Origin of the sequence: Mycolicibacterium komossense (assembly GCF_025822605.1) — a bacterium.
Taxonomy (GTDB): domain Bacteria; phylum Actinomycetota; class Actinomycetes; order Mycobacteriales; family Mycobacteriaceae; genus Mycobacterium; species Mycobacterium komossense.
Map to the genome: position 1 here is coordinate 1 of NZ_JACKTY010000030.1, position 20,465 is coordinate 20,465.

Here is a 20,465-nt window from a genome sequence, read left to right on the forward strand (position 1 = left end):
GACACCGCCTGGATCAACCGACCCGCCCAAGACACCACCGAGGAGGCCGACACGACAGCCGCTTAACACCCGATGGACTCATCCACCTTGAAAAATTCCGTTCGCCTCTGCATCTGAGCTCTCGGTTCGTTCCTTCCTCACAAGACGTAGCCGCTCCTCGATCAGGACGCTTCCGGCCCAGTCAGCGGGCTCCGCGTCCCGTAACCACAGCACCCACCGAGGCTTCCCTTTCAGGAGTGTGGTGTTCGACAGCAGCGACCGAATGAACTTGGACGCGACGGGATCTGTCTCGAAGGCGTCCAGGTCATCCGGTTTGATGACAAGGTTGTTGAAGTCCCACAACTTGTTCCCCTCGGTAAGAGGCGGCAGGTGCGCGGGCACCGGCTTTCGCGACGCCCGTACAGCGATGTTCGGAGCGTTCAGCAGGTACGGGTTGATGTTCGCGACTTGGCGCGCCTCAGGCTTACCGAGGCCGTTAGCGGCGTAGTAGAACAGTGTTCGCTCGGTGCACTTGGAGCCCCGTGCTAACCCAACGATCACGACATGAACGCCAGCAGGGTTAGCCGACTCGGAGTCCCAGTCAAAAGGGCGGTGCGCGAAGACAATCGACCACCCTGATCGCAGGATCGGAATCCAGAGCGGTGCAACTGACTGTCCTTGACAGATCGAGCTCGTGGCGACGAACGCGAACCGCGAGTTGGGCGTGGTGAGGTATTCCGACGCCTTGCGGAACCAGGCCGAGACGAAGTCGAGATTGCCGTTGTAGTCGTCTCCCAAGGCGGACCGAAGGTTGGCGGTCTGTTCCGCCGTCCGCTCCTTTTGTCCGGCGTAGGGAGGATTTCCGAAGACGATCACATGCTCGCTGGAAGGAAGTACGGCGTTCCAGTCGATCTCTAGCGCGTTCCCCTGCCTGATTTTGGACGCGATCGTGATGGGCAGGCGGTCGGGGGCCACCCCGAACTCCAGTTCCATCTGCTGATTGGCGAGATGGTCGACGAGCAGCATCGCGGTCTCGGCGATACGCGCTGGCCATTCATCGATCTCGATTCCGAAGAAGTGGTCGAGCGTGACTTTTACGTTGGCGGTGACGTCCAGCGAAAGCTGGGCACGCTCAACCTTTTTGCCCGCGGCTATCGCTTCCATGTCGAGGTCTCGGCGGCGTTTGAGTATCTCGAGTTCGACAGCACGGAGCTCGCGGTAGGCAACGACGAGGAAGTTGCCGCAGCCGCAGGCCGGGTCGAGGAAGCGTAGCTCTGCAAGTTCGTTATGCAGCTTGGTGAGTTGACCCTTGTCGTTCGAGGCTCGTTCGAGCCGGTCGCGGTACTCGTCGAGGAACAAGGGTTGGATCGTCTTGAGGATGTTCGCTTCAGTGGTGTAGTGCTCACCGCCGTGACGCCGGGCTTCCTTGCTCTTGACCGTCTGGAACATGGAACCGAAGACCGCCGGGGAGATAACGGACCAGTTGAAGCTACATGCTTCGAGAAGTGCACCGCGGAACTCGACCGGCAGTGGGGGTAACCGCAGAGGGTCCTCGAACAGTCCACCGTTGATGTAACGGAAGAACGTGAGCGGATCACCTGCTTCGATGGTTCGGCGATCCGTCGGGGTGGCGAGCACATCGAAGAGCTCGATCAGGTCGGTGTGAAGAGTGTCGGCAGTGGTCTGGTTGCGAAGGTGATTCTCGAATAGCGCTGGGGGCCTCCACATGTCGGCGTCATCGCCGAATAACAGGAAAAGCAGCCGAGCGAGCAGCAGGGTAGCGTCGTGCTCACCGACACCTGCGGATTCGAGATGGTTGTACAGGGTCCCCATAAGCCTCGCCGCGGCGACGGAGGCGGTCTCGGCTTCACGGTCGAACGCATCCCGCATCCGATCCAGCAGGTTGACAAGGGGGAGGTCCTCGTCGAAGTCGAGTTCTATCGCTCGAAGCCGATCGGCCAGATGCGTGGTGCGATCACCGATATGATACTGGTGGACAACAAGTTTGGCGTTGGTGGAACCCAGTTGCGCGCGGCGTGGCCACCGCCATTCCTGCCTGTGCTCATCGGTGAAGACGACCAGCCGTTCCAGGTTGTCCTTCCCGACGAGAACATCGATCTGGCGTTGAACGGGCCGGGGCGGTAGCAGAGGGCAGTGCCAGACGCGAAGCCCCTTGTACCCGGCCACCTGGTTAAGGGTGTAGTCGCTGCCGTCTATTTCGAGAGTCAGTGGTGGGCGGTCGGGGTTGTCCCAGCCGAGCTCGTCGATGAACAGGGTCCGGAAGTTGCGGGCGTCGACGAGGTCGAGAAGACGGTTGTCGGTCATTCGGCGATTCCCATGCTGGAGACGATGCGGATCGGGTCCTTGCCGCCACGGGCGGTGATGGTGAGATCGCCGTCGCGGTGCAGTGCGGCGATGAGCGTGGCGAGTTCGTCATCACTTGCCCCGTTGCGGATGGAGCGCTTGAGCCGGTGCTCGGCGTCCTTGGCCAGCGGGTGCTGATACAGGTCGTCGAGAGCCACTGAGGTGTCGGCGTTATGACTGTGCAGGGTGGCGCCCAGGCGGTTCCACAGCGTGCGGCGGACACCCCGCAGCCGCCCTGCCGCGAGGGTCGGGGTGGCCAGCGGGCCTCGGACCAGTGTCTCGATCAGCTTGTCGTGGTGGTCGGCCGGTTCCAGCCCAGGCTCTTCGGGGGCAGCTTCAAAGGTCTTAAGCACCTCATGCCCAGTGAGGAGCGCGCTGGTGCCGTCGTCACTGGCGCGGCCGAAACCGTCGATGCCGGAGTCCGTACGGACGTAGCACACCACTCCAGTGTCGTTGTCGGTCATGCGCTTTCGTCGGGTAGCGGAGATCATGTCGGGTAGGCCCGCGATCTTCGCCGCGAGCTCGGCATCCTCACCGGCCGCCCGGGTCCAGTGCTGGTAGGCGAGGCTTGACGCGTCGACGTCTTCACCGGAGTCGTTGTCGTCGAGTGTCCCGTTGTACAGGTCGGCGATGGTCTGGGTCTCGCCGTCGGAACCGAAGAACAGCTCGTCGGAGCCGAAAGCCTCGGCGTTGGCGTGCAGTCGAGCGCTGATCCGGCGGCGCAGGTCGATCACGTTGTCCACCGACTCGTGGAAGAACGAGTACAGCAGAACGTTGTCCGCCTTCTGCCCAACGCGGTCGACGCGGCCAGCGCGTTGGATGAGGCGAATGATCGCCCACGGCAGGTCGTAGTTGACGACGATGTGCCCGTCCTGAAGGTTCTGTCCCTCGCTGAGAACATCGGTCGCGATGAGGACCCGCAGCTCGTCGCCGGGGGTGACGTCGGGTTCGTGGCCGGGCAAGGTGTTCGACAATGGGGAGAATCGCTGCGCGAGGCGGGTTGGGTTTTCGCTGTCACCGGTCGCGACACCGACCTTGTCGATGCCGGTCGCCCGCAGCGCGGCCCCGATGTACTCGGCGGTGTCCTTGTACTCGGTGAACACCAGAACCTTCTCGTCCGGATGGTCCGTTTGCAGCAAGTGGACTAAGGCGTCGAGCTTGGAGTCGGTTTCTGGCTTCCAGTCGCCATACAAGGTGAGTAGCGACCGCAGCGCCGTGGTGTCTTCGACCAGTGCCTCCCGGAGCGCCGGGGTGAATAATTCCGGGCGTAGCCACGTCAGGCCCGTGGGGTTGCTTTCCTGCAGCGTCGCGTGGCGGGCCTCCGCGCTGGCCGTCGTGTCCTCGTCGTTCTCGTCGTTAGGGTCATCGTCCTCGCCGAACTGGTTCTCAGTGATGGTCCCGGCGGGGATCGCCAGCCCGTTGTCGATGGCGTAGAGGAACAGTTCGTTGCGGGCGACATGCCGCTTCAACGACAGGGTGAACGAGTGCCCGCAAGACGAGAGCCTCTTGTAGAAGGTGGTGCGGACGAATCCGGCGACGTGGCCGCGACCGCGGGCTAGGTTGTCGATGAACTCCTGTTCCGCCTCGGTCGGTGCTGCGGTCGAGGAGCGGTAGTTGCCGAGTTCGTAGCGGGGCAGCCGCAGCGAGGTGATCGTGTCCAGGGTAATGTCCCCAGCCATCAATGCAGCGGGGTCGTTCTCGCCGAAGGAGTGATCGACCGGCTTTGGGATGCGTTGCGGGAAACGGAATCTGCTGCCGTTGGCGAACTCCAAGTACGGTCCGTTGGCGTCGGTCTGGGCGAAATTGTTCTTGATGAACGTGCGCGTTCGGCGCACCAGATGCTCACTCATCAGACGCTTCCAGTCGTCCGGGTCCTCGGACCTCCGGAACGCCGCCATCGTGGTGGTTTTCCCGTCCACCTTGTCGACGAGCTTCGGGTCGGCCAACATCGCGTTGACCGGTGCGATGCCAAGGTCGTCATCGTCGTCGATGTACAGGCCCAGCTGGTTGGCCACGTCCTGGAAACGGATGTTGTACGGGGTGGCTGTCAGCAGCAGGGCCTTGCTGTCGTTGGCGTGGATGTAGTCCTGGATCGCCTTGTAATCGCGGCGGGTGTCGTTGCGCAGCGTGTGGGACTCATCGACGATGACCAGCTGATAGCGCCGGAGCGTGGGCAGGACCGCGTGGGCCATCGAGTAGGGCACAACCCGGCCGTGCAGCTCGTACGCCTCAAAGTGCTCCTCCCACATCGACACCAAGTTTTTCGGGCACACCACCAGCGGCATGTAGCCGTGTTCATCGCGCAGCATCAACGCAACCGCGATCGCCGTCAGGGTCTTTCCGAGACCGACGACGTCGCCGAGCATCGTTCCGTTGCGGGTCATGATTCGCCGCGCCAGCGTCTGCACCGCTGTGGCCTGGTATTCGAGCAGTTGTTCACTGATCACGCCGGGAATCGAGTACTCGGCCAGCCCCTCGCGAACGTCGCGGGATAGGTCGTAGCAGACCTTGAGGAACACCTCGTACGGCCGGCGGGGTTCGCGGCGCGCCCATGACTCGTCGAGGAGGTCGAGCAGATCGGCGCTGATCAGTCGGCTGAACTTGTCGTCCCAGCGATCAACGAACCACTGCGCGAGGGTCGCCGCCGCCGTGGTGTCGAGGACGTCGACGTTGAGCTCGTAGTTCACTGTCATGCCGGGCCTTGTGAGGTTCGACGACCCGACGAAGCCCGTGATCGGGTTGTTGAGGTCCTCTCGGTGGCAGACGTACGCCTTGCCGTGTAGTGGGCGGCGAGTGTGCACCTTGATCTCCACGGCGCCGGTAGCCAGCAGGTCGCGCAGGGACTGCAGCACCGCCCGGTCCGCGACGGTGGGAAGCCCCCGCATCAGTTGCAGGCGGAGCTGCTCGATCAGGATCGCCTTACGTTCCCGCGCGGCGTTCGCGTCGGCATCGGACTCGCCGCCGCCTTCTAGATCCGCTTGCAGCGCGTCGAGCGTTTCCTGCTGTACGCCCGCTGTCATCATGCCGATCAGGATCCGCACGATCGGCAGATCGCCTGCGTTCCAGTTCTCAGCCTTTTCTCTGACCAGCTGGTCGAAAACGGCCCAGCCGCGCAGGTTGAAGTAGCCGACCGCCACGTCCATGGTGTTCGACACCTGCAATGTTTTCTCCAGGTGTGAGCCCAGATCCTGCTTGATGTTGTCAAAGATCCGTGTCAACGCTTGCGCCCGCTTCCCGGTGATGCTGAAGGTCCGAGCTGTTCATACAGCACGGCGCCGACGGTCCCGCCAGTAACGTCAGTTTTCAAGACTGTCGCAACGTGCCGACCACCGCGAAATTCCGAGGCTATGCCCCGCGGTCGCGTGGGTTGACTGGGTGACACAGCCCCCTCCAGAACGCGGAGGTCCGGTCGTGCTGATGCACCAGGTCCGGTAGCACGGGGTCAGCGGCTTTCCCACGGACGACGATGTCGTCGAGCGACGCGAGGACGTCGAGCACAGACCGTGGCTCGAACTGGCCCGCGAGTTTCTTAGCCTTGACGCGTACGTTGTTCGGCGTCGGGCCGGCGTCGATGACGGAGTGGTTCCACAACCGGCTGTGATGCGCGCAGCGGTTGCGGAGGTATACCAGCGCTCGCACGCGGTACGGGAAGCCGGCCTTGGCGACGCCGAGACTCGTCGCGACGGCATCTGCCAGCGTTCCCCGCCCGCCGCGCTCGATGCACTTGGACAGTGTTCCGAACGAGAACGCCTCGACGGCCGACCACACGGGTAGGACGGTGAAATCGGGTGTGCTGCCGCTGTCGGTCGTGTAGCGCAAGATGTGTCGTTCTCTGCTGCGCTCGATGTCCCTCAAGCACGACTCGACGGTCGGCTCCGAGTTGGTGGCATCGGTGTAGAAGTCCTCTTCGAGGTACCGGCCGCACGGCCCGTGATCGTTGGCGACGACGTGCGCGGTGTGGGTGCGGAGAAGGATTTCGGCTCGGCCGAGACGTTGGGACAGTACCGACCTCAACGCTTCGTCGGCGTCGTACGTCGCGCGGATGTCGTCGAACGCTGTGCCAGGTTCGAAGCTGTTGTCGCCGCGGTGCGGCGCTTTCTGGAAGTAGCGCATGTATCCGGAGAACCGGTAGTAGTTGTGCGCTGCGAGGAACGCCGCGCACGCGTCCCGATCATTGACAACGAGTCCCCGCTCGACCAGCAGATCGACTTGTGCGTACCACGACAGGCTCGGCTTCAATAGGCACCCCAGGACAAAAAAGGCCCCTCCCATTTGAGCATCGTGGAGAGGCTTGGGAGGGGGTCGATTGATTCCAATGTAGCCGAAGCCGCCGACAACGCGCAACCGTCGCCTCACGATGCGAGCTACCAGGTATGGGTCTCTGGCAACGCGTTCCTCGATGGTCGACTGTATCATCCAGCCCTCAGAGAGCCCGCAGTGTGACCGACCTCAATCGTTCACGTGGTGTCGTGGCCTGGCGGTAGCGTCTGGTGCGATCGAGAGGCCGGTCAATGGCCTCCACCAGTCGATGGCCTCCATTAATCGGAGAAGATATGGGCAACGAGATCGAACTGGTCGCCGATGGCGACGGCTTGGCTGTCATCGGTGGCTCTGCCGATGTTGAGCGATTCCTGCTCGACCAAGGCCTCGGCAAGACGCCATCGAAGGTTCTAGACGTACAGCGTCTTTCGTCATTCACCGGCACCAGCGGGGCAGCCCTGCGAGTCGGTTCGGAGGTCGCCGCCAACTCGGGACGTTGGGTCAAGCTGACCGCCGAGTCGGCGCAAGCTGTCAAGCAGTACGGGCTGATGGCGACCAAGACGCCTGGAGTCAGTCACGCGATGATCGGGAAGCCCGGAGAGGTGAAGCAGTGGCTTCAGATCGCGCAGGCCCCGACGGCGCTGCTTAGCGGCCCCTTCGCGCTCTCAGCGTTGTCGACGATGATGCAGCAACAGGCGATGCAGCAGCAGATGGACCAGATCGTTGAGTATTTCCAGGAGATCAACGAGAAGGTTGACGACATCCTCCGCGCACAGAAGGACGCGGTTCTCGCGCAGATGATCGGTGTCAACCTCGTCATCGAGGAAGCGCTCGCCGTGCGTGACGAGGTCGGGCGGGTCTCGGAGATCACCTGGTCGAAGATTCAGTCGGCATCCTTGATCCTTGGGCAGACCCAGGCCTACGCCATACGCCAACTTGAGGCCATCTCCGAGAACCTCGAGAAAAAGGCCGACCTCGGCAAGATCGCAAAGGCGACCAAGGATGCCGAGCCCAAGGTGCGCGAGTGGTTGGCAGTGGTTGCACTTTGCTTCCAGCTCCAGGACGGGGTGGCTGTGCTGGAGCTGGATCGCGTGCTCGATTCCGCCCCCGACGACCTCGACAATCACCGGCTGGGCCTAACTAACGCCCGCCAGAGGCGGCTGGACCTCATCTCTCGCAGTACCGCCCAACTGCTGACACAAATGAATGAGTCGGTCCGCAAAGCGAATTCGCGAGTACTGCTCAATCCGCGCGACGCGCCAACAGCTGTGCGGTCCAGCAATGAGATCGCGACGGGTGTGGTGGCTTTTCGCGACCGCCTCGGCATCGAGTCCAGCGACGCGCCCAGCGATGCGAAGCGATGGCGCCAGGCTGCCGGCGAGGCGGTGGGCAAAGCGCTGGCGACCGGATCAGAGGGGGCCACCGTAGCCAAAGATAAAGCCACAGATCTTGCCGATGCAGCCAAGGCCGGAGCAATTGGTTTGACCGATGTAGCTAAGGGAAAGACCGCCGACCTCAGAGAGTCCTTCCGAACACTGTCGCGGCGCAAGCAGAGGTGAGTTCCAGCGCCGCGTGCGCAGACTGCCTAAAGATTAAAATTAACCAAAACCGCAGAGGCCACGATTAGAGAGCTGTAACTCTCTTCTGTGAGTCCTGTGTCGCGCGGGCAAGCTGGGCGGCGAACGCTGGACCGTCATTCACCAGCGCATATCCGCCGGCCAATCCACCTTGATCGCAAAGCGTTCGTCGTCGCCGTACGCGCCGATACTTCACGACCCCTGTGGCGCGGTCAACGCGTGGGACCACGCGGATTGCTGTCCGCGGGACGACGGCTGTGGGGAAGCGGCTGGCCGGATCGCCGTATACCGCCTGACTGCGTGACCACCGCCGCACAACCCTGCGCGCAGCCAGGTACGCGTCCTGGGTGACCTCGACGACGGCGATGGCCTTCTTGAGCCCATAGACACCCCAGAATCGGCCAGGCCCGCGTCCCGGCTGTTGCCAGAGTTCAGGCACGATGTGCTGGTATTCCTTGTCGCCGTGCAGGTTTGGTGATGAGTGTTTGGTGAAGTAGATCGCCAGCCGTTTGGGGTCGCAGGCTTTCAATCCGTTGCGCACGTCGACGGCAGTTCCGGCGAGCCGGTGCCGTGCCCTCTGCTCGGGGTCGGGATGGTCCACAACCTGAGCCCACGTCTCGGACAACCACTGAGCGAAGCCGCAACCTGAGCGACCATGTGAGATTGGTGGCGCCATCCACAGGTGAATGTGCGGAGCGCCCCGACGTTGAAACTCCAGTTTCCAAATGTAGCTGGCTGGTTCGCCATATTCACGTTGAAAGCGTTTGCGCCATAACACCATGTGCCGTTTCACGCTGGCCCCGTCGGGGGCGACGATCTCCCAGTCTCCGGGATAGGTCAGGGTGACCATCGCCGGAACGCGACCGGATTCCACCAGCGGGCTGTAGTCGAGCTCGGCGAAGGTGCGGCACATCGCCGACCGTGATTTGCGGGACCACTCGGTGATGACACCGCCAGTACAGCACCGGTCGTTTTCCGTAGGACTCCGTCGTGTCAAAGACACGACGGCCTGATCACGGTGCCCAGCATCGAGTTCGAGGTCATTCCTGACATGGAACTTCGCGTCGTCAACGTCACGTTGGTGATGTGCGACGGCCCGTTCCGCTGTTTTCTCGGCCCGGACTGGATTGGTCCACCCGAGCCGTACGACACCAGGACCGATGGAGATGCGAAACCGTCCGGATTCCGGCTCGACCCCGCGACGGGCAGGACCAGATGCCCACGGCGCCGCCGGTTCGAACAGTGCCGCAGCGGCGGTGACCGTCTCGGGCGTCGGGAACCGCAGCCCCAGTGCGTCGATCGCCCGCAGCTCGCCGGTCGCGATGCTGTCGCCAACCGACTCGCGGACATTTTCGGCACATATAACAAGCCCGCCGGCCGCGGCCGGGTTGAGGCCTGGTGCCTCGGTCGACGTCCGGCCGACCGCTGGCGCTCTCCCGCCCTGCGGCCTGGCGGCCTCGGGCGCTCGCGACCTCCCGCCAACCGAGGCCCCCGGAGAACCGTGCCTGAATGGCGGTCCATCAGGCGCCGATGAGCCGCCCGCCGACGACGTCGACCCGGTGGCTGGTGATGCGATGCTGGGCATCGGGGTACCTGCTCCCCGGAGCCGCTGAGTCCGCCCACAACGCAAGCGTCGGCACGGCAGCTCCTGGTCAGGAGCGCAAGCACCATGTCCGGTTTATGTCCGTTCGTCGGACAGACCTGATGCGTCAGCGCAGCTCAATGCCGCGCATACGACGCACAGAATCAAATAAACCGCAGGTCAGTGGCTATCTCGTCCGCCTGAAAAGCGGAAGGTCGCCGGTTCGATCCCGGCCCTGGCCACTCAATCTCGTAGCAGGATGTCGCGCCAGGCCGCTACGAGGTGTCGGCGCTCAGCCGGGCACCCGGACGGCCAGGAAGCCCGGAGTGCGGGCGAGTCTGAACCCCAATGATCGGTAGAGGCGGATCGCTCTCTCGTTGGACGCCGTCGCGTGTAGGAACGGTGTCTCACCGCGCGCCCGGATCTGATGGGCGACAGCGTGTACCAGTCGGGTGGACAGGCCTTGGCCGCGGAAGTCCGCCGCGGTACACACCGCGCTGATCTCCGTGAAGCCGGGCGGGTGCAGGCGCTCTCCTGCCATCGCCACCAGGCGACCGCCGCGACGTACACCGAGGTAGGTGCCGAGCTCGACGGTGCGGGAGAAGAACGGCCCCGGTTGGGTATCGGCAACCAGTGCGAGCATGTCGGCCACATCCGCGGCGCCCAGCCGGATCGCCTCGTCATCGGGTGCCGCGGCCACGCCGTCGTCGACGAGCTGCACGCCGGGGATGCTATCTACCACGTCCCAATCTGGGGGCGGATCGCCGAATACGCCGGTGAGCAGGACAACCGCAGCCGGACCGGTGTTCTCGGCCAGATCGGCCCAGTCGCGGGAAGTCGGGGGGCCGGCGAAACCGGCGAACGCCGAAACCTCGGCCGGGTAGCGCACGCTACGTCCCACCTGGAGGGCGAAGTGCCGGTGCGGGCCGGTCAGCGACGCGTATACCGGGTTGTCGAGGTCAGACACGGGTTACGAAGATACCGCTCAGGGGCTGAGTGGAACCGTCGTCACCGGCGCCTCCACGGAACCGCCACCACTGTTTGAGCTTCCGCTGCCGGATCCTTCTCTGCCGGAGGACCGACTGCCACTTGACGACTCGCCGCCACCGCTCGACGGCTGTTGCGTCTGCACGGGGGCTTCCGTGACGGGCGCCCGCTCGACCGGAGGTTCCGTGGTCGGCGCCGATGCGGGTGCCGAGGGTGCCTCCGGGGTGACGGGTGTGGGCGGTTCCGTCACGGTCGTCACGGGCGCCTCCGTCGTGGTTGGGGGCGCGGTGGTGGTTGGGGGCGCGGTGGTTGTGGGCGGCGTCGTCGTGGTGCTGGGGGGAGTTGTCGTCGTCGGCGGCGCGGAAGTCGTTGTCGGGGTGGTTGTGGTCGTGGTGGGTGGTGATGTCGTGGTGGGTGGTGTGGTTGTCACCGTCGTCGTAACAGTCGTCGGCGGCCAGGTCGGCGGTGTCCACGGATTCAACGGCGGCAGCACGATGACCGGCGGCAGGGGGATCGGAATGGCTGGGACGTCGATCGGCGCGGGAGCCGGTGCCGGGATGTCGGCAGGCGGTAGCGCTGGCAATGCCGGTGGTGCGACGGGCGCTTCTACCACCGGCGCAGTGTTCGGCCGGACCACCGGCACAGCAGGCGCGGCCGGAACTGGCGTCAAGACCGCGACGGGCAACGCCACCGGATCGGGCTCGTGCGGCACCGGCGGCAGATAACGCCCGGGCACGGTGTCCGACTGCACTGCCGGGACCGGCTGGGCGGCGCTGACGTCGGCGGCCGGTCGCACGTGCACCGCAACCGTGACCGCCAGTGTCGCGAAGCTGATCAACAGGAACGTGGCCGCGCTGCCTATCAGGATCATCCGCGGGGGCGGCGGCGCTATCGCGGTGGTGTATTCGGCCGGATCTTCCCCGTCGAACTGCTCAGGAACGAACTCGCCGAGCGAATCCATCGGCATCTCGCCGTAGTCCACCGAGTCGTCGTCGGGCGCCTGCGAGTACGCCAATTCAGGACCTACCGCGGCGCCTGCCGCCGTCGAGATCTGCGTGGCCTCGGCGCTCACAGGTGCCATCTGGGTGGCGTCGACTGCGGGTGCCATCTGGGTGGCCGCTGCAGCGGGGGCGAAGCCGGCAGGGTCGGCCGTCTGCGCGGCGCCGCGGGCGATCGCATAGCCCGCGTCCGGGGGCACCTGCACCGGCGTGGTCGAACTGAGCTCGGCGGCAACGGAATCGAGGTCCAGACGCTGGCCGATCAGCATCACCCGCAGCGCCCCGGTTGCCGCCGGTACATGGTGCAGCACCGTCGCGCACGCCGCTGCGGCGCCGGTGGTGCCGATCGGTACCGATGCCAGCACGGATGTCGACTCCGGGTCCGCGCCGATCACCGTCAGTGACGCGGTGTCGTCGTCGGCGAGCAACAGGGCGGCGTCTGCTCCGGCACTGCGGGCTATCGCGGCGGCAGCCTCGGCCTCCGCCACCACCTCGACGTTCGGCACGCCGGCGCCGAGCACCTGTTGCCGCAGCATCGCGCCCTGGCCGGCGTCAAGGCAGAGCCGTGTCGCGGCCACCCGGGCGCCGGATTCGGCCACGGAACGGAAGGTGCCGACGATGGTGTCGGCCAGATCGGTCTCTGCCGCCAGATCCTCGGAAGGCAGGTCGAGCGCGTACTCGTCGAGCACCTGGAAACCACCGCCGGGAGCGCCGACCAACGCCAGCCGCGCCACTCGCCCGGTGACCGACACCCCCAGAACTACATCCATTCGTTGGCCATCCGTCCACTTCCTAGTCTTGGCCCCCCGACGTCCCGGCCTGCCATGATCGACGTCCCCAAGCTACTCCAGGGGGCCGACGCGCCCCGGTCGTCGAGGCCGCCTGCTTGTGCGCCACAGCAAAAGTGACCACGCTGAGTCCAGATATCTTGGCGATGTCACCCGCAGAGCGATGTCACCCACAGAAAGGAATCGGTACGTGAGCGACCAGCGTTACGACGCGTCGGCCACCGTCGGTGTGCCGACCACCGCCGCGCCTGTCGCCGCCAGGTCCGCGCGCGTCGGCTTCGTGCCTGTGCGCGCCAACACGGTGCGCGACGGTCTCGCTGTGGTGCTGCTCGTGGTGGCCATGCTGTTGCCCTGGAACCTCGTCTTCGGACTCGGTGTCCCGGGCAGCGACGCCGGGCTGTTCGCGGTACTGGCTGTCGTGACGCTGCTCGCCGTCGCCGCAGCGCTGGCCCCGCACCTCGGCCCGTTGCGGTTGAGCGCTCCCCAGGCCGACATCCGCCGCACCAGCCGCAGCCGGTTGCTGCTCACGCTCGCCTACCTCGTCGTCGTACTCGGCTTCCTCGGTTACCACTTGGTGCACACCATCGGAAACGGTGGTACCGGCGCCGTTCCGCCGGGCGCCGGTCCTGGCATGCTCCTCGGTGTGGCGGGTGCACTGCTCGCCGGGCAGCCGCCCATCACCTCGATCACCATCGAGGACAACGGTTTTCGCCGCTGGTATACCGCCGGGCGGATTGTCGGCGCAGTATCGATCGCGCTCGCGACGCTGTCGGTGGCGTTCAATCTCTACTGGCGGCTGCGGTATCTGTTCGTCACCCCGGCCGGCTTCGGCGGGCATGACATCGCCGTCATCGTCACCACACTGCTCTACGGCGCCGAGGCGATGATCGCGTTGGTCATCGGCTCCCGTTGGCTTATCGAGAAGACCGGCGCGGCCCGTCTGGCCACCACCGCACTGGGCGCATCGGGAGCCGTTGCGAGCGCACTGGTTTGGATCGCCGGAATTGGCAGGGATGTCGACGCATTCCACGGCATCGCCGAGAACACCTCGACCGCCGCCGTCGGCTACGAGGGTTACCTGGCCTGGGCGGCGGCCGCCGCGATCGTCGCTCCGACGACGCTCTATGCCGTCTTCCTGATCAAGCCGCCGACGATAGGTGCCTACCGCGGCGCTGCGCAGAAGTGCTTGACGCTCATCGCCTTCTGGGCTCTCGCCAGTGCCGGACTGCGCGTGGTCGACTACGTGATCGCGCTCTCGCTCGACCTGCCGCGCGCGCTCTACGACAGCGCCGCGATGACGGTGTTCAGCCTGATCACCGGCGTGATCGCACTCGGGTTGCATCGCCAGCTTGCCAAGGGAGTGTCCTCGGCAACGGTGGCCGCCGCGTTCAGCGCGGTGCTGTTCGTCTTCGCCGTCGCGGACGTGGCGATCGGCGTTGCGCTGGCTCCCCGCTACGCCACACCTGCGCCCGACGCGATCTACGGCAACAACCTGGCGCAGCAGATCACCAGCACGTTCGACGTCGTGGTCTGCGCACTGAGTCTCACGGTGCTCGCGGCGTTGCTGTTCACCGGCCCGCTGGCCGGGTATCTGAACCGCCGTGCCGCCAAGCCGGCGCCCGTCCCGCCGGCCCCGGCTCCAACCGCGTCCGCCGTGACTGCGCCGGTGCCGTCGTCCGATCCCGCCCCGCCGACCATCGTCCGCCAGCCTCGCCCCCCTTCGCCGCCGAGAATCGCTCGCCTCAAGGATGATTCGACGACGGTGCTGCCCGCACCGGCGACCACCGAACTCCAGGTACCCACCACCGCGCTGCGGATCCAGCGTCAGCCGCCCAAGACGTAAACCCAGGCGCGGTCAGCCTGCCGGCGGCGGGAGAGTCCGTCGGGTTCTCGTCCGAACGTGCTGAGCTGAACCCACTCGACCACCCGGAACTAGCATGGACACCGTGACCGGTACCGATGTGGACGAGAACACGCGCGTCAGCAGACTCCTCGATGCCCAGGACAAGGCTTCCCAACTCTTCGACGAGGTGGGCCGCCGCGGATTTGTGCGCGCCGGGATCACCGAACGCGCCCTCTCGGATGAGATCCGCGATCTGGCGCGCAGCATGCTCGGGGTGACCAGGCACTGGCACAAGCGCATCGTGCGCGCCGGCGAGAACACCCTGGCAACCTACGATGCGAATCCGCGTGACCGCGTCATCGCCGAGGACGACATCCTGTTCCTGGACTTCGGGCCGATCTTCGAAGACTGGGAAGCCGATTTCGGGCGAACCTTCGTGGTGGGCGACGATCCGCGGAAAGTCGCGCTGTGCCAAGCGCTTCCGGAGGTGTGGGCGGCGGGCCGGGAGTATTTCCTGACCCACCCCGACGTCACCGGCGAGGAGTTGTTCAACCACGTTGTGGCGCTGAGCAAGGACCGCGGGTGGGAGTTCGGCGGCGATATCGCCGGACACCTCGTGGGTGAGTTCCCACACGAGAAGATCGCCGGCGACGAAATCGATTCCTATGTCGCGCCGGGCTCTACGCTGCCGATGCGGCGAAAAGACCGCTCAGGCAGGCAGTGTCACTGGATCCTGGAGGTCCATCTGGTCGACCGGGAGCGCGGGTACGGCGGCTTCCACGAGGAACTGCTCGACCTGCCCTGAGGTCAGCGGTCCTCGAAGTCCGGATCAGACACGGTCAGGAGGGCGTCGACCACATAGGGATTGGTCTCCAGCTCGCGTTCCAGTGTGCGCAGCCGGCGCGCGATGGTGGACTCGGCGTCGTCGCCGACGAGATCGACGCTGGCGACCAGGAAGATCTGTTTGGGCCCGATGTACTCCAGGCGCAGGAATCGCACCGACGCCACGTCGTCCATCTGCTCGAGGCGTTCGACTGCGGCGTCGTGCAGCTTGGGGGAGCCGGGTTCACCGGTGAGGAATCGGCGGTTGCGGTCGATCAGGATCATCGCGACGACGGCCAGTAGCACGCCGACCAGGATCGAGCCGATGGCGTCCCACGCCGCGTTGCCGGTGAGTTGGTGCAACCCGACGCCGGCCAGGGCCAATGCCAGCCCGATCAGCGCCGCGCTGTCCTCGGCGAACACCGCCCGCGTTGTGGGATCGGAGGTGTCCAGTGCGTATTCGAGCAGGTCGCGGCCCTGCTCCTCGGCCTCGCCGCTGAGTTGGCGGGTCGCCTGGAGCAAGGAGCTGCCCTCGAGGACGAATGCGATGCCGAGCACCACATAGGCGACCGAATAGTTCTCGTGCCCGGTCGGCTCGTGCAGTAGATCGGAGATGCCGTGCCAGACCGATACCGCCGCGCCGACGACGAACAAGCCCACCGCCGCCAGCAGGGACCAGACGTAGGCCTCCCGCCCGTAACCCATGGGCCGGTTGGCGTCAGGGGCCCGCGAACTCCGGCGGTTGGCGATCAGCAGGAAGATCTGGTTACCGGTGTCGGCCCAGGAGTGCGACGCCTCGGCGACCATCGAGGCCGAACCCGAGATCATGGCGGCGACCGACTTGGCTATCGCGACGAACAGGTTGGCGGTGAACGCGATGACGACGGTGCGGGTGCTCTCACCGTTGGGCACGTCAGGAGTCGTCGGTGTCGCTCGCGGGTCCTTCGGCGGTGGCGCCGCCCTCGTCCGCCCAGTCGGTGCGGTCGTCGGCTCCTTTGGCGGGGTCACTGTCGACGTCGTCCGGCGCGCTGTCCTTTTTCACCGTGCAGGTCTACCCAGTTAGCGTGTGCACCATGCATCCTTTCCGCGCCGCCGTCGAAGCCGGTGATTTTGCCGCCATCCCTGCCATGTGTACCGAGGACGTCGTCTTCCGCAGCCCTATCGCCCACAAGCCCTACGTCGGCCGGGACATGCTGGGCGTGATCCTGGGCGCGGTGTCGCGGGTGTTCGAGGACCTGCACTACGTCCGGGAGATCGGTGGGGAGACCGACCCCGATCACGCCCTGGTGTTCGTCGCGAAGGTCGGCGACTTGGAGATCAACGGCTGCGACTTCCTGCACACCGGGCCCGACGGGCTCATCGACGAGTTCACCGTCATGCTGCGCCCGCTCAAAGCCGTCAACGCGTTCGCCGAGAAGATGGGCGCCGAGTTCACTCGCGCCATGCAGAATGCCGGAATAGAGGGGTAGCTACCAGCGCACGCTGGGCCGGGAAAGCGAATTATGTGGCGCAGCCGAGCATTTGCCGCGGGTGCGCAGGTGGGCCGCGCGCCGCATCTCGGCCCGGCAGCTTCAGCCCTGCTGCAACTGCTCGTACCAGTCGGCGGGCACGCGCCCCTTCGGGCCGGGCACGGTTTCGTCGACCGGTCGGCAGTCCGGCGGGGCCAGTTCGGGCCCGTCGGCGTAGTCGTTGGTCGCGTAGTTCCAGAACCAGTCTTCCCCCGGTTCGAAGGACTGGATGATCGGATGGCCGCTCGACTTCCAGTGCGCGGTGGCGTGCTTCATCAACGAGTCGTCGCAGCAGCCGATATGCCCGCAGGCGGCGCAGCGCCGTAGATGCACCCACCAGCCGCCGGACGCATCACATTCAACACATCCGGTGCCGCTGGGGACCGCGGTCGGGTCGATTTCTGCGCTCATGACAGCCGAGACTACTTGCGTATCCGAAAGCCGTCCCAGCCTCAGATCGCACTCGATAAGGTTCCGGCCATGGCAACCAGTGATTCGCGCGAAGTGGTCATCGAAGCAACCCCGGCAGAGATCCTCGATGTGATCGCCGATGTCGAGTCGACCCCGTCGTGGTCTCCGCAATATCAGAAGGCCGAGATCCTGGAGAGCTATCCCGACGGCCGGCCCAAACAGGTCAAGATGACGGTGAAGGCCGCTGGGCTGACCGATGAACAGGTCATCGAGTACACCTGGGCCGACGACGGCGTGACGTGGACGTTGGTGTCTTCGGGTCAGCTCAAGGCGCAGGACGCGGGTTACACGCTGATGCCGAACGGGGACAAGACCCGGGTCACATTCGACATGAAGATCGACCTTGCTGTGCCGCTGCCCGGTTTCCTGGTCAAGCGCACTCTCAAGGGCGGTATGGAGACCGCGACCGACGGCCTGCGCAAGCAGGTACTCAAGGTCAAGAAGAGCTGAGTGCTGTTCCGCCCGTGATGAATTCGGGTCCCTTGGCCGGTGTCAGGGTCGTCGAACTCGGTGGTATCGGCCCCGGTCCGCACGCTGCGATGGTGCTGGCCGACCTCGGCGCCGACGTCGTACGGGTGCGCAGGCCCGGTGGCTTGAAGATGCCGGCCGAGGACGTCGATCTCCTGCATCGCGGCAAGCGGATCGTCGACCTGGACGTGAAGAGTCAACCGCAGCGGCTACTGGAATTGGCCGCCAAGGCCGATGTGCTGCTGGACTGTTTCCGGCCCGGGACGTGCGAACGGCTCGGCATCGGGCCCGACGAGTGCGCGGCCGTCAACCCGCGGCTGATCTTCGCGCGGATCACCGGCTGGGGCCAGCACGGACCGCTGGCGGCGGCGGCCGGCCATGACATCAACTACCTGGCGCAGACCGGCGCGCTCAACGCCATCGGCTACCGGGACCGCCCACCGGTGGCCCCGCTGAACCTGGTCGCGGATTTCGGCGGCGGCTCGATGTTCGTGCTGCTCGGTATCGTCGCCGCGCTCTACGAGCGGGAACGCTCGGGCCAAGGCCAGGTCATCGATGCCGCGATGGTCGACGGCGTCAGCATCCTCACCCAGATGATATGGACGATGAAGGCGACCGGATCGCTGCGCGATGACCGCGAATCGTTCCTGCTCGACGGTGGCGCGCCGTTCTACCGGACCTATGCGACCTCCGACGGCGGATATATGGCCGTCGGCTCCATCGAGCCGCAGTTCTTTGCGAAATTACTTGGCGGACTCGGTCTTTCGCCCGACCAGGTGCCCGGACAATTCGAGCGGGACCGGTACGAGGAGATGTATGCGACGTTCGCCCAACGGTTCGGCAGCCAGACCAGGGACCACTGGACCGCGGTCTTCGCCGGTACGGACGCCTGCGTCACGCCGGTGCTGACGTGGTCCGAAGCGGCCGGCGATGATCATCTGCGCCAGCGCGGCACGCTGATCGACGCCGGTGGCGTCACCCAGGCCGCGCCGGCTCCGCGGTTCTCCCGCACCCCATCGGGGCCCGTCGGCGTGCCGCCGACCGGCACCACCTCGCTCGACGAAATCGGTTGGTGATCGATGGGATTCACCACACCTAACCTGCCCGCTGTCGACCCGGCGGTATTCCTGCAGCAGCCGCTGATGGACCGCCTCAAGGTGCTGGTGCTCAAGTGGGTCGACTACGGCTACGGCGTGCCCCGCATGGTGCATCTGATCTATCTGGTGAAACTGGTGGTTTTCTACGCCATCTGCGGAGTCACGATCGCCACCGCCACCTCGGATCTGCCCGCGTTCTGGCACGTGGCGCAGTGGTGGGATCAGCCGATCGTGTACCAGAAAGTGATCTTGTGGACGGTGCTGCTGGAACTTCTCGGCCTCGGCGGATCGTGGGGCCCGCTGGCAGGTAAGACCAAGCCGATGACCGGTGGCTTCCGGTTCTGGGCCAGGCCCAACACCATTCGATTACGACCCTGGCGCCGGATACCGCTGACCGGCGGCGATCGGCGGACGTGGTTCGACATCGCGTTGTATGTACTGCTCGCCGCGACGGTGATCGCGGCCATGGTGTCCCCGCCCGACGACTCCGGCCTGGTCAGCCCCGCGCTGCTGATCGCACCGATGGTGCTGCTGGTCCTGCTCGGGTTGCGGGACAAGACGATCTTCCTGGCCGCCCGCGGGGAGCAGTATCTGCCCGCGCTGTTCATCTTCGCCGTGCTGGCGATGCCCGACATGATCATCGCGTTGAAGATTCTGATCTTCACCGTTTGGTTCTGGGCGGGCATCTCCAAATTCGGTCCCCACTTCACCAGCGTCATCCCGCCGATGGTGAGCAACAGTCCCGCGATGCCACTGAAGTGGCTCAAGCGGGCGCACTACCGTAACTTCCCCGACGACGTCCGGCCTTCACACCTGGCGACGTTCATGGCACACGGGCCTGGCACCGTCGTGGAGATCATTTCCCCACTGGCGCTGCTATTGTCGCCATGGCCGTGGCTGACCTATGTCGCGGTGGCGATCATGGTCGGCTTCCACCTGTTCATCATCTCTACGTTTCCGCTGGCCGTGCCTTCGGAGTGGAATGCGTTGTTCGCCTACGCCGTGGTGTTCCTGTTCGTCGGCTTCCCGAACTGGCAGGGCTTCGCCGTCTGGGACATGTCGCCGCCGTGGCTGGCCGTCGTCTTCATTACGGCGCTGAGCTTCTTTCCGGTGCTGGGTAATCTGCGGCCGGATCTGGTGTCCTTCCTGCCCGCGATGCGCCAGTACGCAGGCAACTGGGCCTCGGCGCTGTGGGCGTTCGCGCCGGGGACGGAAGAGAAACTCAACCGGGTCACCCGCTCCGCGGGCAATGTGGTCGATCAGCTCGTCGACTACGGCTACACCCCCGACGACGCGGAATTGTTCGCCCAACAGATCCTGGGCTGGCGGTCCATGCACAGCCAGGGCCGCGGTCTGTTCTCGGTGCTGCTGAAGAACCTGCCCGATATCGACAGCAGGTCCGTCCGCGAGGGCGAGATCGTGTGTAACACGTTGGTGGGGTTTAACTTCGGCGACGGCCATCTACACAACGAGGAACTCATCAGCGCTGTGCAGGACGAGGCGCACTTCGAACCCGGTGAGCTGATCGTCGTCTGGGTGGAGTCGCAGCCGATCCACCGCAAAGTCCAGCACTACAAGGTGATCGACGCCGCGCTCGGCGTCATCGAGCGCGGCACCTGGCAGGTCGCCGATCTGGTGGCCGAACAGCCGTGGCTGCCCAACGGCCCGATTCCGCTGACCGTCACGTTCCGATCAGGGTGATTTTGACGGAATAGCTTGCC

17 protein-coding genes and 1 tRNA gene are annotated in these 20,465 nt (G+C 65.3%); 9 read left to right on the forward strand and 9 right to left on the reverse strand.

Annotation, left to right across the window (positions count from 1 at the left end):
• Window positions 1-78: 78 nt before the first annotated feature.
• Complete coding sequence (locus tag H7J73_RS16405; RefSeq protein ID WP_308207426.1) at window positions 79-1,869, reverse strand: DNA methyltransferase; 1,791 nt, start codon at window positions 1,867-1,869, stop codon at window positions 79-81.
• On the opposite strand from H7J73_RS16405, the gene H7J73_RS16410 reads away from it, so the two are divergent.
• The gene (locus H7J73_RS16410) at window positions 1,765-2,124 is read left to right on the forward strand and encodes a hypothetical protein (RefSeq protein WP_264068562.1); all 360 of its coding nucleotides are present in this window, start codon (window positions 1,765-1,767) and stop codon (window positions 2,122-2,124) included. The genes H7J73_RS16405 and H7J73_RS16410 overlap by 105 nt on opposite strands.
• A 176-nt stretch (window positions 2,125-2,300) precedes the next feature.
• On the opposite strand, the gene H7J73_RS16415 is transcribed toward H7J73_RS16410, so the two are convergent.
• Entirely contained in the window at window positions 2,301-5,561 is a 3,261-nt protein-coding gene (locus H7J73_RS16415; protein WP_264068563.1) for a DEAD/DEAH box helicase family protein, read from the reverse strand.
• Between the two features lie 127 nt (window positions 5,562-5,688).
• Window positions 5,689-6,615, reverse strand: a complete 927-nt coding sequence (locus tag H7J73_RS16420; protein ID WP_264068564.1) for an Abi family protein — start codon at window positions 6,613-6,615, stop codon at window positions 5,689-5,691.
• 281 nt (window positions 6,616-6,896) lie between these two features.
• Here H7J73_RS16420 and H7J73_RS16425 point away from each other — a divergent pair, with 281 nt between their 5' ends.
• The gene (locus H7J73_RS16425; protein ID WP_264068565.1) at window positions 6,897-8,162 is read left to right on the forward strand and encodes a hypothetical protein; all 1,266 of its coding nucleotides are present in this window, start codon (window positions 6,897-6,899) and stop codon (window positions 8,160-8,162) included.
• Between the two features lie 64 nt (window positions 8,163-8,226).
• Here H7J73_RS16425 and H7J73_RS16430 read toward each other — a convergent pair whose 3' ends face one another.
• Entirely contained in the window at window positions 8,227-9,765 is a 1,539-nt protein-coding gene (locus H7J73_RS16430; RefSeq protein ID WP_264068566.1) for a rolling circle replication-associated protein, read from the reverse strand.
• A gap of 174 nt (window positions 9,766-9,939) precedes the next feature.
• On the opposite strand from H7J73_RS16430, the gene H7J73_RS16435 reads away from it, so the two are divergent.
• Window positions 9,940-10,004, forward strand: a tRNA-Phe gene (locus H7J73_RS16435).
• Between the two features lie 50 nt (window positions 10,005-10,054).
• Here H7J73_RS16435 and H7J73_RS16440 read toward each other — a convergent pair.
• On the reverse strand, window positions 10,055-10,729 hold the full coding sequence (locus H7J73_RS16440; RefSeq protein ID WP_264068567.1) for a GNAT family N-acetyltransferase: 675 nt from the start codon (window positions 10,727-10,729) through the stop codon (window positions 10,055-10,057).
• Window positions 10,730-10,747: 18 nt separating this feature from the next.
• The gene (locus H7J73_RS16445; protein WP_264068568.1) at window positions 10,748-12,517 is read right to left on the reverse strand and encodes a DUF7159 family protein; all 1,770 of its coding nucleotides are present in this window, start codon (window positions 12,515-12,517) and stop codon (window positions 10,748-10,750) included.
• A 208-nt stretch (window positions 12,518-12,725) separates the two neighbouring features.
• Between H7J73_RS16445 and H7J73_RS16450 the strand changes: the two genes are divergently transcribed.
• Both H7J73_RS16450 and H7J73_RS16455 read left to right on the forward strand, forming a co-directional pair.
• A complete protein-coding gene (locus tag H7J73_RS16450; RefSeq protein WP_264068569.1) occupies window positions 12,726-14,378 on the forward strand; it encodes a DUF7937 domain-containing protein in 1,653 nt (550 codons plus the stop codon).
• A 94-nt stretch (window positions 14,379-14,472) separates the two neighbouring features.
• Window positions 14,473-15,183 carry a M24 family metallopeptidase gene (locus H7J73_RS16455; RefSeq protein WP_435405511.1) on the forward strand — a complete coding sequence of 237 codons (711 nt, stop codon included), beginning with the start codon at window positions 14,473-14,475 and terminating at the stop codon, window positions 15,181-15,183.
• Window positions 15,184-15,185: 2 nt separating this feature from the next.
• Here H7J73_RS16455 and H7J73_RS16460 read toward each other — a convergent pair whose 3' ends face one another.
• Both H7J73_RS16460 and H7J73_RS16465 read right to left on the reverse strand, forming a co-directional pair.
• Window positions 15,186-16,112 carry a cation diffusion facilitator family transporter gene (locus tag H7J73_RS16460; protein WP_264068571.1) on the reverse strand — a complete coding sequence of 309 codons (927 nt, stop codon included), beginning with the start codon at window positions 16,110-16,112 and terminating at the stop codon, window positions 15,186-15,188.
• Between the two features lies 1 nt (window position 16,113).
• The gene (locus H7J73_RS16465) at window positions 16,114-16,242 is read right to left on the reverse strand and encodes a hypothetical protein (RefSeq protein ID WP_264068572.1); all 129 of its coding nucleotides are present in this window, start codon (window positions 16,240-16,242) and stop codon (window positions 16,114-16,116) included.
• A gap of 31 nt (window positions 16,243-16,273) precedes the next feature.
• On the opposite strand from H7J73_RS16465, the gene H7J73_RS16470 reads away from it, so the two are divergent.
• Complete coding sequence (locus H7J73_RS16470; RefSeq protein WP_264068573.1) at window positions 16,274-16,669, forward strand: nuclear transport factor 2 family protein; 396 nt, start codon at window positions 16,274-16,276, stop codon at window positions 16,667-16,669.
• A gap of 102 nt (window positions 16,670-16,771) precedes the next feature.
• Here H7J73_RS16470 and H7J73_RS16475 read toward each other — a convergent pair whose 3' ends face one another.
• Window positions 16,772-17,119 carry a UBP-type zinc finger domain-containing protein gene (locus H7J73_RS16475; protein ID WP_264068576.1) on the reverse strand — a complete coding sequence of 116 codons (348 nt, stop codon included), beginning with the start codon at window positions 17,117-17,119 and terminating at the stop codon, window positions 16,772-16,774.
• Between the two features lie 69 nt (window positions 17,120-17,188).
• On the opposite strand from H7J73_RS16475, the gene H7J73_RS16480 reads away from it, so the two are divergent.
• The 3 genes from H7J73_RS16480 to H7J73_RS16490 are packed head-to-tail and all read left to right on the forward strand — an operon-like array spanning window position 17,189 to window position 20,445.
• The gene (locus tag H7J73_RS16480; RefSeq protein ID WP_264068577.1) at window positions 17,189-17,629 is read left to right on the forward strand and encodes an SRPBCC family protein; all 441 of its coding nucleotides are present in this window, start codon (window positions 17,189-17,191) and stop codon (window positions 17,627-17,629) included.
• A 14-nt stretch (window positions 17,630-17,643) separates the two neighbouring features.
• Entirely contained in the window at window positions 17,644-18,723 is a 1,080-nt protein-coding gene (locus H7J73_RS16485; RefSeq protein WP_264068579.1) for a CaiB/BaiF CoA transferase family protein, read from the forward strand.
• Window positions 18,724-18,726: 3 nt separating this feature from the next.
• Complete coding sequence (locus tag H7J73_RS16490; RefSeq protein WP_264068580.1) at window positions 18,727-20,445, forward strand: DUF3556 domain-containing protein; 1,719 nt, start codon at window positions 18,727-18,729, stop codon at window positions 20,443-20,445.
• Window positions 20,446-20,465: the final 20 nt, after the last annotated feature.

Coding starts and splice junctions, on each gene's coding strand:
- H7J73_RS16405 (WP_308207426.1), bottom strand. CDS start 1,869: ATGCGGGATGCGTTCGACCGTGAAGCCGAGACCGCCTCCGTCGCCGCG.
- H7J73_RS16420 (WP_264068564.1), bottom strand. CDS start 6,615: ATGGGAGGGGCCTTTTTTGTCCTGGGGTGCCTATTGAAGCCGAGCCTG.
- H7J73_RS16425 (WP_264068565.1), top strand. CDS start 6,897: ATGGGCAACGAGATCGAACTGGTCGCCGATGGCGACGGCTTGGCTGTC.
- H7J73_RS16430 (WP_264068566.1), bottom strand. CDS start 9,765: ATGCCCAGCATCGCATCACCAGCCACCGGGTCGACGTCGTCGGCGGGC.
- H7J73_RS16445 (WP_264068568.1), bottom strand. CDS start 12,517: ATGGATGTAGTTCTGGGGGTGTCGGTCACCGGGCGAGTGGCGCGGCTG.
- H7J73_RS16455 (WP_435405511.1), top strand. CDS start 14,473: ATGGACACCGTGACCGGTACCGATGTGGACGAGAACACGCGCGTCAGC.
- H7J73_RS16470 (WP_264068573.1), top strand. CDS start 16,274: ATGCATCCTTTCCGCGCCGCCGTCGAAGCCGGTGATTTTGCCGCCATC.
- H7J73_RS16475 (WP_264068576.1), bottom strand. CDS start 17,119: ATGAGCGCAGAAATCGACCCGACCGCGGTCCCCAGCGGCACCGGATGT.
- H7J73_RS16480 (WP_264068577.1), top strand. CDS start 17,189: ATGGCAACCAGTGATTCGCGCGAAGTGGTCATCGAAGCAACCCCGGCA.
- H7J73_RS16490 (WP_264068580.1), top strand. CDS start 18,727: ATGGGATTCACCACACCTAACCTGCCCGCTGTCGACCCGGCGGTATTC.